The following is a 12,023-nucleotide window of genomic DNA, read 5'->3' as shown; positions in this document are numbered from 1 at the left end:
TCCGGGTCATCTTTCCACCCCCGTGCTAATTCTTGGACTGCTGCACCTCGCACATCCCAATTATCGTCAGATTGAGCCAGTTGTTGGAGGAGAGGTAAGGTTTCCGGGTCATCTTTCCACCCCCGTGCTAATTCTTCGACTGCTGCTTGTTGCACAGCCGAATCATCGTCAGATTGAGCGCGTTGTTTGAGCCAAGGTAAGGTTTCCGGGTCATCTTTCCACCCCCGTGCTAATTCTTGGACTGCTGCACCTCGCACATCCCAATTATCGTCAGATTGAGCGCGTTGTTTGAACCAAGGTAAGGTTTCTGGGTCATCTTTCCAAGTGGCTGCAACTGCTGCTACTGCTTCTCTGCGAATTTTATAAACTAGCTCGTCATCTTCTTGACGTGTAGAAGCATTGATATTTCCGTACTTAGTTAACTCTTTAACTCGCTCGCGCAAATTCCCAGCAATAGCAGCGATATCATTTCTATTCTTGACTTCAGAAACACACTGTGTCGCCAAAAACAGATTGCTAAAGTTTTCTGCTTCCCCATTTTCACCAATCAGGTATTCTAGGATTTGACTTGTAAACTTAGCATGCAGCATTCCCGCAATTAAACGCAACACTTCATGCCAAGACTCATCTCGCCAATGCTCTCGAAAAACTTCTATCAAACCATCTAAATTAAGCGTTTTTTGTTTCTCAAATTGCCGGACAAACTCCCAAGCACAAAAATATTCCAAAAACGTGCGGTGGACAAAGGCAAAATAATCTTCATTGTATCCACCCAAGAAGCACAAAATAAAATTGCGATCGCGCAGTTGGTCTACCATCAACTTAGCACAAGCAGTTGCCTCAGTTCCGATCAAGCCGCTCAATGAATCAGTAATAGTTTGCCGCAAATCCTCGCGACTAATAATATTTCCTAAGTGTTTGCCACTAGACTGCATTGTGTAGGCAATTCGCCCGCAGATACTTTGTTTGACTTCTTCGTCAATTACATAAGGGTCAATTCTGTCATGATTTAGTTTTTCTTTCACTTCAAAGTCCCATTTATGCAGGAGCACTTTTGATGCTTCTTCATAAAGTTTCGCCCGAAAGCGCGGTAACTCCTGATTGCGATTGAGAATTGCCATCATTGTCAGCAACAGGGGATTTCCGGCTAATTCTCGAATTGAATTAGATGTCGCAATTGCTTGCTGCAAGCGTTCTAAAAGATCAGCTTTTTTTAAGCGATCTATCAATGTCAAATCGTGCCACTTCTGGATAAAATTTTGAATCTGTTCGGATTCAAAATCTTGCAGCATAAAGTGATGAAATTCGGCATTTTTCAGCCGCTGCTGCTGGTAGCCAATAACGCGAGAAGTGACGATGGTTTTCACCGTTGGATATTTTTGAGTGAAGCTATGAATTTGGTCAACAATCCGATTGCGTTTTTCCAACTCGAACACTTCGTCTAGCCCGTCAAACATGACGACAGCGCGACCAGCATTCAGCCATTCGTGCAGGATATTTTTGTCTAAATGGTCGATCCGACTAGAGTCGCACTCGATAAATTCTAGAAAATTATGGCACTTTTTTTCATCTAGACTGCGATTGTATTTCCGCAATTCAATCAGTAAGTGAATCGGGTGCAATGACAAGTCATTGGCAGATAATTTTGCCCACTGAAGCGCTAGATATTTTAACAGCGTAGATTTCCCCGAACCCGGATCGCCTAGAATTACTAGATAACGGTAAGTGACATCATCAATCACGTCAAGCACTGAGCGAGTTTGCTGTTGAGTATAAGCTTTTTGGTGGCGTTCCAAATCTTCTGGACTTACTTCGGCGGCTATGTCCCCCCGTTCCCGCAATCGCTTTTGAATCTCCTTGGGCAATTCATAATCTTTCGGCAAATATTCCTGACACGATCGCACGTTTTGGGGAATAAATATTTCTTTAATTGTCAGTTTTCCTTCGTATTCTCCAGACCTCTTATCTAAATTGTCTAAATTCAACGAATATTCATAGAGTTCTCGCAGTCCTTCTTGATAACTTGCTAAGTTAAATTCAGCCGGAATCGGAGCAATTGTCGCGAGACTGCGCTCCATGCTGGCAAATTGATTTGTGTTTAAAATTTGTCGCAGTTCTGCATTTTGCTGGATAATTAATTTAACGCTTTTCAGATACTTTTCTGCGACTTGTTCCCAACTAAACGTATCGGGAAGCGAGGAAACCGGTTGCTCCTGTAAAAAATTAGCAGGTACAATCCGAGTGAAGGTGGGAAAAATCTGTCGCACCGGATGTTGCAAGCGCAAATTTTGCCAGTGCTGAGCTAAAATACCAGTGTCTAAATATTTACAATTGCCTTGAAACGCCGTTCCCAAAACTTGCCCGACATCAGGTTGTTTAAGAAATTGGCGTAACGGTCGCAAGTATTGCTTGATCTGTTTTTTGTCTAAGTGCGATCGCTCTAATTCCTGCTCGAACAATATAATAAAGGATTTCAGGGCATCGCGAACTGCATTTTGAGCGAAGGGCTTTTTTGCAAGTCCTTCAACATCTTTAATACAACCTTTAAAAAAATCTTTAACGTAGTCGTCTAAAGCTGCTTTAGCCAATTCGGTCAAAATAGGTTGCACCAATACCCAACCCAAACCCAAACCCGCGCTGACTGGATCTATCATTGCTTTTTTCTCGATCGACTTGAATATTCAACATTATACCGAGGCTGAAAATTTTAGCTATGGGTAAGGACATGGCACTGTCCATTAGTGTCAATTTAACCGTCTTTCGTTGAGTCCGGCAGTCCGGCAGGGAATGAATTCCCTGCCTCAAAGCTAAAGTCCTCTCAAGAGGACTGAAGAACTCATTTAGTCCTCATAGCGAGGACTTTAGCTAAAAGCCCCGTGGAATTCATTCCCTAGCGGCCTTTCGGTATTAGCTCAAAGCTTTCAAAATAGCGAGCAACGGCGCTTCAAAGCTGCTTGCAAAAGAGTGTTATACAGTTTTTCTTTGACAGTATAAGCGCCGAATCTTTCCAAGTGCGGATTGTTCATTTGAGCGTCGAAAAGTAGATAAGATCGATCGCGCAATCTCTCCACCAACTTCACCATCGCCACCTTAGAACCCTCGGGAATTCGGTAAAACATCGACTCCCCAATAAACGCACCGCCGATCGACAGTCCGAGAATACCACCCGCCAATTCGTCCCCGCACCAAGTCTCGAAGCTGTAAGCCCAACCGGCCTCATACAAACCCCAGTAAATCTTCTTGAGTTCCTTAGAAATCCAAGTCGTTTCGCGATCGGCACAACCCTCAATCACCGCCCCAAAATCGCGGTTTACCGCCACCGAAAATCGATTTTGATTGATTTGGCGACGCAGGGATTTCGGATAGGTAAATCTTTCATCGAGGGGAATCAGCGCCCGCTGTCGGCTGGAATACCACCCCAAACTTTCCTCGCCGTCATTTGCCATCAAGAAGTAGCCTTGGGCATATCCTTGTATAATTGTCGGTATATCATATTGCATATATTTATCAGTTGTCATTTCTCAGTTAACTTTTCAAAGTCAACATTAGCAATTAGGAATAATCATGTCTGAAACCATTGAACCTATTACCTTACCGCCCGCCAAAAACCCTGAACAAGAAGGCCAATGGCTCCAACAAAGGCTGCTGGCCTGGCTAGACTCCGAGTTTATCCCAGAAGCAGCCAACCAGCAAATAGCTAAAAGAGCTGCCCAAATCTATGTCCGCCAGCGCATGGAAGGCGAAAATGACGTGGGCAGCCTCGTAATTGCGATCGTCACCGAAATGCAGGCCTATGATTTTTCTAAAAGCTTCTACGGCGAATTTGCGATCGCCAATGCCGTCAGCGACTTGTTACTCGAAAGTCTCGGCATCGATAAATGCTGTGGCCAGTGAAGCAAGAAGGAGGAAAATTTAACTCATAAGTCTGAAACAAAAATCAACCCCAAACCTAATCCTGCCGATTAATTGTGAGTTTTTTCCTTCTTTCTTCCTTCTTCCTTCTTCCTTCGTGCTACCAGCTAGACTTCACAACACCGGGCAAAAGACCTTCGTGAGCCATTTCTCGCATCATGTTGCGAGACAGTCCGAAGTCACGATAGTAACCTCTGGGCCGTCCAGTTGCCCAGCAGCGGTTCCGCAAGCGAGTCCGCGAACTGCTACGGGGTAGCTGTTGTAGTTGGCGGTGAATCGCCATTTTGTCCATCTGATTGTTAGCTTGGTCAAACTGGTCTTTCAGGTCTTCCCGCTTGTCGGCGTACTTGTCTACGAGTCTCTGGCGCTTTTTCTCGCGCTCGACCATGCTCTTTTTAGCCATAATCTGTTGATATCCTTAGATTAATCACAATCTACTATTTTACTATATTTTTGTCTTTTTGGATAACTTTAATTTTAAATATTTTTATTTACACATAACAACTTATCTCATTTGCAGGGTGCCTCAGCTAATATTGTGCGATCGACAGTTGCTCGAATTCGAGCTGACGCACCCTAGGAACTACTCCTGGTTCTCGCCAAGAGTTTGTTGTGCAGCGTGTCGAATGTGGAGGATGCGAACTGCGGACACATCTTCACTTTCGGCAATAGTGAAAAGAATGCGGTATGAGTTGCGCCCTTTACCATAAAGTAACTGCCTAATTTCTTTACTGAAGTATTGATTTTCCCTGGCGATAGGACAACGTTTGGGCATCGCTGATAAAGACTCGATCGCCTTCAGCAATCCCTCATACCACTCCCTTGCTTTCTCTGGTGATGTCATCTGAGATAATAGCAGGAATGCACTATCCGCTTGTGCTTCTGCAACGCTAGAAATTTCAATGAGATATCTCATCAGTTTGTTGGAAAACTGTACTTGGTGCGCTGTGATTTAGCAAATTCATCAAAAGAACGAAACCGTCCTAACTCAAAATCATTTAACCCCTCCTGAATACCCTCAATAGCTTCTTCAGAGTCTCGGGCTTCCCATTCTAATATCCGAGTTAGCAATTGGGCCGCAACAAGGCTAATATCTTGTCCTTCCCGATTCGCTTTTTCACGAAGTAGTGCCTCTATTTCTGGACTGAGGGAAATCGCAATACTCATATACTTACTTCCTTAGCATTAAGCTGTTGACAATAATTATAGCAAACTCAAAAAACGAGCGACCGAGCGAGTTCATTTATAAACTCTTCATTTCAGCAATTGTAATGTGCCTCAGATTCTATATTTTAATGCTAGTTGCTAGCCTCGGCACTGACGCACCCGTGCGTAATATTAGCAGAAGGACACAAATCTGCAAGTTCGCAAATATTGCAAGCCGGATTTCTCGCATTACAAACGGCCCTGCCGTGATAAACCAACCGAATCGACCAATTTTCCCAATCCGGCTGCGGCAACAATATCATCAAATCCCGCTCGATCCTTATAGGATTAGTATGTTCGGTCAATCCCAACCTCTGACTCAAACGTTTGACGTGAGTGTCTACGGTCACGCCCATATTAATACCAAAAGCGTGGGCGAGAACGACATTAGCTGTTTTGCGGGCAACTCCGGGTAATTCTAGCAGCAGTTCCATCCGCTGCGGCACTTGATTGTTAAATTTATTGACGATCGCCTGACAAGCACCTTTAATATTTTTAGACTTATTCCGGTAGAAACCAGTCGATCGCACGAGACTTTCCAATTCTTCTAAATCAGCATTTGCCAAAGCCTCCGCATCGGGAAAACGCTCAAACAAAGCCGGCGTTACCAGATTTACTCGATCGTCCGTACACTGAGCTGAGAGAATCGTCGCCACCAGCAACTGCACGGGAGTTTCGTAGTTCAGAGTGCAAGGAGCTTCTGGATAGAGGCGTTTGAGGCGAATCAGAATTTCGAGCGATCGTTGTTTTAAACTTAACTTTTTAGTCATTAGTCAGTAGTCATTAGTCATTAGTCAGTAGTCATTAGTCATTAGTCATTTGTTATTTTTTTTAACTTCCCGGCACGACCGGGGAACCCATAACCAGAGGATCTGCCTCGCTTGCGTAGGAAAAAAAGTAGAGGGGAAAATAGGAAAAAGGAAAACTAGACATAATTCTTCCTTCTTCCTTAATTTACTATTGCATGAAATTTCGCAAATCGAACCCAGCCAAATTTGCAGTATCGCGAATAATCAAGAAAACTCCCAAACCCAGCAACAACACCAAACCAGTCTGCATGACATTTTCCTGAATGCGGTTCGGCAGAGGCTTGCCCCGCAGTCCTTCTATTAACAGAAAAGCTAGCTGACCGCCATCTAAAGCAGGTAAAGGCAAGATATTAATCACAGCCAAATTGACGCTAATTAACACCGCATACTGAAACAAACTCGCAGCATCCGATTTGGCAATCCCTGCACCAATCGCCACAATCGCCACAGGCCCGGACAACTTGTCGGCAGTCTGGCTGAAATTGCTAAGTAACTGCCCGAAACCTTGAACCGTCAGCACCACAATCCGCTCAAATTCTTTGGCGGCCTTGCTAAACGCCTCTACAACTCCAGCCCTCTGACGTACGACAGTGCCGTTAGAAGTTAGCTGCACGCCAATGCGACCTTTGCCGTCGGGCGACTCTTCAGGAGTTACTGTCACCAAAAATTTTTGTTCTTGGCGCTGAATTTCCAAAGCTAGGGGTTGGTTGGGATGATCTTGGATTGCTGTGACCAATAATTTGATTGCTTCGCGGGAAGCGCCCAATTCCTTGCCGTCAACAGACAGAACAACGTCGCCCGATCGAATTCCCGCTTGTTGGGCGGCCGAACTGACTTCCGCAGCGACTTCCGGGACTTTAACTCCCGGTAGGTAGTTCATTTCTGCCGCGCCGACAGTGCCCAATTGCACCACCAACAGGAAGTAAGCAAAAATTAAATTGGCAATTACCCCTGCGCTAATGACGATCGCCCGATCGAGCACAGGGCGATTTTTGAGCAAATTCGGGTCATTTGGGGGAATTGTACTGTCTGGATCGTCGTCCGGGAAACCCACGAAACCTCCCAGGGGAAAGGCGCGGAGGGCATATTCAGTTTCCGGGCCTTGGTACTTCCAGAGGATGGGCCCGAAACCGATAGAGAAGCGGTTGACGTGGATGTGTTGAAGTCTCGCCGCCAGGAAGTGGCCGAGTTCGTGAACGACAATCAAGATACCTAAAACTGCGATCGCTGCCAAAACTGACATGAAGGATTCCACTAACACTTTTACTGGACTTTGATTTATTTTAATATCTTTTTAATATCGGTGGCTTCGGAGGGACAATTTTCCGTCAAACTGGAAGATGGTGTTTTTGTCGGAAGTCCCGGCTGCTGCGATCGGCCCGACGCTGCCAAACCGATCGCGCGATCGTACCTGAGTTTACCTCTAAAACCAATTCCCATTACCAATTCCTTATTACAAATTACCCATTACCAATTCCCAGTTACCCATACCCAATTATGAAAGACACTTCTTTGAATATTATCGCTATTTCTATCTTTGCCATCACCGTTTCAATATTGTTGGGGCCCCTATTCAACTTGCCAGAAGCCGTACCTGCGATCGCCACTTTTTGCCTGTTGGGGCTAGCCACCCTCGACAGTTTCCAGTGGCAAGGTCAAGGCGGTACAATTTTATTAGATTGGCTGGGAGGAACTTCCAAACAAAAGCGCGATCGTATCCTTCACCACGAAGCCGGACACTTCCTAGTCGCGCACCTGTTGGGAATTCCCGTAACCAGCTACGCCCTCAACGCTTGGGAAGCATTTAAACAAGGTCAAACAGCCCAAGGCGGCGTCAGATTTGAAGACGAACAATTAGCATCTCAACTGCAAAACGGCACTCTTTCCTCCCAACTTTTAGACCAATACTGCACCGTGTGGATGGCCGGAATAGTCGCAGAAAAATTTGTTTACGGCAGCGCACAAGGAGGAGCAGAAGACCGCACAAAAATTAGCGCAATTTTAACACAACTGCGCCGTCCCATTTCCGAAATTCAACTCAAACAAAACTGGGGTTCGCTGCGAGCAAAAAACCTGATCGAAAGCCACAAATCAGCTTACGAAGCCCTAGTAGCAGCAATGGAAAAAAGAGCCACTGTTGCCGAATGCTGCGACATAATTCAGCAAAATTTATAGGAAAAAGATTACGGAATCTTGCCTAATAAGCTCGGTTTCTATCTAGATTATAAATATTTTTTTTCGTAAAAACCGAGTTTAACAGCGTATTATAGGGATTAAAAATTCATGTCAGAACCAAAAAAATTCCCAACAACACTGCAAACAGCGAACCCAAATACAGAAAAATTGTTGTGGCTGTTCGGTTTTCGGATCGACCCCGGCACCGAAATACCAAATCTATATACTCTAATTGTCTATGGAGAACAAGAGCCGCCCTTAATAGCCGGCGGTCAACTTGTATTTTTTACCCGTCCAGAACTAGCTATTAACGCTCTCCAATTGTGCAATATCGATGTCAGCGAACTGGGAAAGCCACCCACACAAATAGACGCTATTTGCGACATTGCAGAAACGCTATACTTGCTCGATGCCGAAGATTTTGACGAGTCAGCTACTATCCTCAACTGTTTGAACGCGCTTTTCGATTTAGTGAAAGCTACTTTAATACCGATGCCAACGGAATACAAGCGCATACTTTATGATTTTGCCGACCATTTGAATATTGAGGAAGAGTTTGCAAGTTTTTTAGATGCAGAAGATATTCAGCGATCGGAAATTGTCAATGCCATTTTGTGGTGTGTGGGAGCAATTACAGCTAAATCTAGATTGCTGACCTAGCAATTTAAGAAAAACTAGAATGTTAATCGATAATAGATAATATCCCCAAAGGAAATTGTGCCATGACTGTAACAGATGTACGCTTGTGGACTGTAGAGGAATACCGCCGCATGACGGAAACTGGCATTCTCAATCCCGATGAACGAGTCGAATTAATTGACGGGCAAATTATTTCAATGAGTGCAAAAAATCCTCCCCACGCAGCAACTAATCTCTGTGCAGCCGACTATCTCAGAAATCTGCTGGCAGGACTTGCTTTAATTCGCATCCAAGACCCGGTTACTCTAAGTTATAATTCAGAACCAGAACCGGATATTGCTGTAGTGCAAATCGACCCTCGGCTTTACCAAGATTTTCATCCCGCACCCGACAATATTTTCTTATTAATAGAAATAGCTGACACGACTTTAGAAACACACCGCAAGCGGAAAGCACCGGCTTATGCTAAGGCGGGAATTACTGATTATTGGATACTTGATGTTAACACGCGGCAAGTTTATGTTTTTCGCGAACCGGGCGAGGCAAACTACCGACAAGAAACAGTATTTAATGAAGATGATGTTTTGTCAATGCTGGCTTTTCCAGAAATAGAAGTTCAGATTTCGCAACTGTTTCCTTAAGTAGGGGCAGGTTTTACCAAGAATAATTGCCTAAGACCAATAATCTCGTAAACCTATCAATTACCAATTACCCAATTATCAATTACCAAATCTTCAGAATTATCCCGATCGCTACAAAAAACTTAGTATTAGGGCGTAGCGCGAGTTATACTCCTACTGGAAAGACTGTGACTGCCACAAAATCCCGAAATCAAAGTTTATGAACAACACTTCCCCTCCTCCCCCAGCCTCCAACAACCCCGAAACAAAAAAACTCAGTTTTTCAACAAAATTAGCTTACGGTGCCGGCGACCTCGGCCCGGCAATTACCGCTAATGTTTTGGCATTTTACCTCCTAGTTTTCTTTACCAATGTCGCTGGTTTACCTGCCGGTTTAGCCAGTAATATTTTGGTAGTTGGCAAGGTTTGGGATGCCATAAATGACCCGATTGTGGGGTTTTTGAGCGATCGTACTTCTCACCCTTGGGGCCGCCGATATCCTTGGATAATATATGGTGGCATTCCCTTCGGCATATTCTTCTTATTGCAGTGGATTGTACCTAGCACGGATCACACAGTGTTATTTTGGTACTATGTTGCAATCAGCATTTTGTTCAACACCGCCTACACGGCTGTCAATCTTCCGTACACTGCCCTAACTCCAGAACTTACTCAAGACTACAACGAACGCACTAGCCTTACTAGTTTTCGATTTGCTTTCTCCATTGGCGGCAGCATCTTTTCATTAATCGTAGCTGGAATTATCATCCTTGTATTTCCAAACAACCCGAATCAAGCATATTTAGTATTAGGTGCAATCTGTGCAGTTATCTCTGTCTTGCCTTTGTACTGGTTCGTTTTGGGAACTCGCAAGCACGTCGCAGCCCAACTATTAGAAAACGCAGAACTAGATAATTCTACATCTTTGCCACTAAAAGAACAGTTGCAGATTGCATTTAGCAATCGCCCTTTTTTGTACGTCATTGGAATTTATCTTTTTTCTTGGCTGGGAGTGCAGTTGACTGCTACTATTATTCCCTACTTTGTTGTTAACTGGATGCAACAGCCACCGTACGTTTTTAGCTTCGTTGCGATCGCAGTTCAAGTCAGTTCATTCATCATGCTATTTGTTTGGACTAAAGTCAGCAAGAGATACGGCAAAAAAGCCGTATATTTTATGGGCATGAGTTTGTGGATTATTGCCCAAGCTGGACTATTTTTCCTCCAACCAGGACAAGTATTGCAGATGTACCTATTAGCAGTCATGGCAGGTGTCGGAGTTTCCACGGCTTATCTAATACCTTGGTCGATGATACCGGATGTGATCGATCTCGACGAACTGCAAACAGGAGAAAAACGCGGAGGCGTTTTCTATTCATTCATGGTACTGCTGCAAAAAATCGGATTGGCAGGGGGTTTGTGGTTGGTAGGCCAAGCATTAGAAAGAGCTGGATTTTTATCTACAGTTCCGGGACAGCCTGCACCCGTACAGCCAGATTCTGCACTGTTTGCGATTCGAGTTGCGATCGGGCCGCTGCCCACAATTGCTTTAATTGCTGGCATGATTCTTACCTATTTTTATCCCATAACCCGCGAAGTTCATGCAGAAATATTGTTGAAACTGCGAGAAAGAAAAGCACAAAATCAGTAGGCGCTAATAAGGAGTTGTTGGTAATTAGTCAAATCAAAAAACAACAACTACCGATATCTAATCTGATCAAGATCAATAGCAATCCTCCCATCCTGTGCGAACTCTTTTTTTTCTTTAACAATGTGTCATCTTCTTATGGCATCTGTTAATTTCCCAAAAAACCCGTTGCGCGTTTACCGAAAGGATTGCTATAGCTTGCTCGGAGGGCGAATAAAAGCGATAGTTTTAGTAATAGCCCCGGAACCCAGAAACCTAGTTTTTTTACGAAAATACATAAATCGCGCCGCGCCCTCCGCCCCGGTAGAAAAACGCCGAAGGCTGGAGTTGTTCGAGATGTCGATCAAGCTTGAGAACACAACTTATTAAATTTTATGTCTGTCGCGCACTATAGAGATGAGTTGGTGATATAATTACCACGGTCAACTAAGTATATACACTTAATCAGTCATACAACTCCTCAAAAAGTTTATAATTAAAAGAAGAAACAGATTTTTCTCGGAAATTGATTCGATTAGTTGCCGTTCCAAAAAATCTGCTGACTGTGGCTAATTATATCGACATGGGAAATGCAAAATCTTTTAGCCGGTCAGTTAGCGCATAAGTTAATAAGCGCTTCTGCCGTTGACTCTGAACCGAAAAATGACATAGAGGACAAATCAATACCAGCGCAAGCAGTGGCTGAGGTGTTACGGTCAATTGTAAAAGTTTGGTAAAGTTATGGAACGCCCTGTCGGGAACCTGAGCGACACCTGAAAAAGTTTGCTTCGTCGCCCGGAAACCCGAAATACAAGCACAACGCAGCAGAGCCAAATGCAGTCTGATATAACTCTCCAGCAGTTGTAAAAGAAGTTTTACTGCCTGCCTAGCATAGGGATTTAATTATTTTTGTATACTATGTGAAAGTAGTGAGAACTATTAGAAGGAAGTGGGCTCAACCAACCAATAATTTCGTGTGATATCCTTAAGCCAATGCTCAAAGTATCAACCCGAAGGCTCGCAGAAGAAAGCTGA

13 protein-coding genes are annotated in these 12,023 nt (G+C 44.1%); 5 read left to right on the top strand and 8 right to left on the bottom strand.

The annotated features are described in order from the left end of the window. Together QUA38_RS23025 and aat are read right to left on the bottom strand one after the other, a co-directional pair. On the bottom strand, positions 1 to 2,654 hold a 2,654-nt coding region (locus QUA38_RS23025), incomplete at its 3' end, for a HEAT repeat domain-containing protein (protein ID WP_333165942.1). 267 nt (positions 2,655 to 2,921) lie between these two features. After that, positions 2,922 to 3,518 carry a leucyl/phenylalanyl-tRNA--protein transferase gene (gene aat / locus QUA38_RS23020; protein WP_445305091.1) on the bottom strand — a complete coding sequence of 199 codons (597 nt, stop codon included), beginning with the start codon at positions 3,516 to 3,518 and terminating at the stop codon, positions 2,922 to 2,924. A gap of 46 nt (positions 3,519 to 3,564) precedes the next feature. Between aat and QUA38_RS23015 the strand changes: the two genes are divergently transcribed. After that, positions 3,565 to 3,894, top strand: coding sequence for a hypothetical protein (locus tag QUA38_RS23015; RefSeq protein WP_333165940.1), 330 nt, complete (start codon positions 3,565 to 3,567; stop codon positions 3,892 to 3,894). 118 nt (positions 3,895 to 4,012) lie between these two features. Here QUA38_RS23015 and rpsN read toward each other — a convergent pair whose 3' ends face one another. The 6 genes from rpsN to QUA38_RS22985 form a co-directional block, all read right to left on the bottom strand. Beyond that, a complete protein-coding gene (rpsN, locus tag QUA38_RS23010; RefSeq protein WP_006633844.1) occupies positions 4,013 to 4,315 on the bottom strand; it encodes a 30S ribosomal protein S14 in 303 nt (100 codons plus the stop codon). Positions 4,316 to 4,495: 180 nt separating this feature from the next. Further along, positions 4,496 to 4,828, bottom strand: a complete 333-nt coding sequence (locus QUA38_RS23005; RefSeq protein WP_333096385.1) for a type II toxin-antitoxin system RelE/ParE family toxin — start codon at positions 4,826 to 4,828, stop codon at positions 4,496 to 4,498. Further along, complete coding sequence (locus QUA38_RS23000) at positions 4,828 to 5,079, bottom strand: hypothetical protein (RefSeq protein WP_333096384.1); 252 nt, start codon at positions 5,077 to 5,079, stop codon at positions 4,828 to 4,830. The genes QUA38_RS23005 and QUA38_RS23000 overlap by 1 nt, the downstream gene beginning before the upstream one ends. A gap of 131 nt (positions 5,080 to 5,210) precedes the next feature. Beyond that, on the bottom strand, positions 5,211 to 5,888 hold the full coding sequence (nth, locus tag QUA38_RS22995; protein ID WP_333165939.1) for an endonuclease III: 678 nt from the start codon (positions 5,886 to 5,888) through the stop codon (positions 5,211 to 5,213). Between the two features lie 187 nt (positions 5,889 to 6,075). Continuing rightward, the gene (gene rseP, locus QUA38_RS22990) at positions 6,076 to 7,170 is read right to left on the bottom strand and encodes an RIP metalloprotease RseP (RefSeq protein ID WP_333165936.1); all 1,095 of its coding nucleotides are present in this window, start codon (positions 7,168 to 7,170) and stop codon (positions 6,076 to 6,078) included. A 35-nt stretch (positions 7,171 to 7,205) separates the two neighbouring features. Further along, on the bottom strand, positions 7,206 to 7,367 hold the full coding sequence (locus tag QUA38_RS22985; protein ID WP_333165933.1) for a hypothetical protein: 162 nt from the start codon (positions 7,365 to 7,367) through the stop codon (positions 7,206 to 7,208). A gap of 57 nt (positions 7,368 to 7,424) precedes the next feature. Between QUA38_RS22985 and QUA38_RS22980 the strand changes: the two genes are divergently transcribed. From QUA38_RS22980 to QUA38_RS22965, 4 genes are all read left to right on the top strand, one after another. Then, the gene (locus QUA38_RS22980) at positions 7,425 to 8,102 is read left to right on the top strand and encodes an ATP-dependent Zn protease (protein WP_333165930.1); all 678 of its coding nucleotides are present in this window, start codon (positions 7,425 to 7,427) and stop codon (positions 8,100 to 8,102) included. Between the two features lie 108 nt (positions 8,103 to 8,210). Then, on the top strand, positions 8,211 to 8,762 hold the full coding sequence (locus QUA38_RS22975; RefSeq protein WP_333165929.1) for a hypothetical protein: 552 nt from the start codon (positions 8,211 to 8,213) through the stop codon (positions 8,760 to 8,762). Between the two features lie 62 nt (positions 8,763 to 8,824). Next, positions 8,825 to 9,382, top strand: a complete 558-nt coding sequence (locus QUA38_RS22970; protein ID WP_333165926.1) for a Uma2 family endonuclease — start codon at positions 8,825 to 8,827, stop codon at positions 9,380 to 9,382. Positions 9,383 to 9,581: 199 nt separating this feature from the next. Continuing rightward, positions 9,582 to 11,012 carry an MFS transporter gene (locus tag QUA38_RS22965; RefSeq protein WP_333165924.1) on the top strand — a complete coding sequence of 477 codons (1,431 nt, stop codon included), beginning with the start codon at positions 9,582 to 9,584 and terminating at the stop codon, positions 11,010 to 11,012. The last annotated feature ends 1,011 nt before the right edge of the window (positions 11,013 to 12,023 follow it).

Source organism: Microcoleus sp. Pol12B4 (assembly GCF_036701385.1).
Lineage (GTDB): Bacteria > Cyanobacteriota > Cyanobacteriia > Cyanobacteriales > Microcoleaceae > Microcoleus.
This window is presented reverse-complemented; position numbering and strand designations above follow the sequence as displayed.

Coding starts and splice junctions, on each gene's coding strand:
- aat (WP_445305091.1), bottom strand. CDS start 3,518: ATGACAACTGATAAATATATGCAATATGATATACCGACAATTATACAA.
- QUA38_RS23015 (WP_333165940.1), top strand. CDS start 3,565: ATGTCTGAAACCATTGAACCTATTACCTTACCGCCCGCCAAAAACCCT.
- rpsN (WP_006633844.1), bottom strand. CDS start 4,315: ATGGCTAAAAAGAGCATGGTCGAGCGCGAGAAAAAGCGCCAGAGACTC.
- QUA38_RS23005 (WP_333096385.1), bottom strand. CDS start 4,828: ATGAGATATCTCATTGAAATTTCTAGCGTTGCAGAAGCACAAGCGGAT.
- QUA38_RS23000 (WP_333096384.1), bottom strand. CDS start 5,079: ATGAGTATTGCGATTTCCCTCAGTCCAGAAATAGAGGCACTACTTCGT.
- nth (WP_333165939.1), bottom strand. CDS start 5,888: ATGACTAAAAAGTTAAGTTTAAAACAACGATCGCTCGAAATTCTGATT.
- rseP (WP_333165936.1), bottom strand. CDS start 7,170: ATGTCAGTTTTGGCAGCGATCGCAGTTTTAGGTATCTTGATTGTCGTT.
- QUA38_RS22985 (WP_333165933.1), bottom strand. CDS start 7,367: ATGGGAATTGGTTTTAGAGGTAAACTCAGGTACGATCGCGCGATCGGT.
- QUA38_RS22980 (WP_333165930.1), top strand. CDS start 7,425: ATGAAAGACACTTCTTTGAATATTATCGCTATTTCTATCTTTGCCATC.
- QUA38_RS22975 (WP_333165929.1), top strand. CDS start 8,211: ATGTCAGAACCAAAAAAATTCCCAACAACACTGCAAACAGCGAACCCA.
- QUA38_RS22970 (WP_333165926.1), top strand. CDS start 8,825: ATGACTGTAACAGATGTACGCTTGTGGACTGTAGAGGAATACCGCCGC.
- QUA38_RS22965 (WP_333165924.1), top strand. CDS start 9,582: ATGAACAACACTTCCCCTCCTCCCCCAGCCTCCAACAACCCCGAAACA.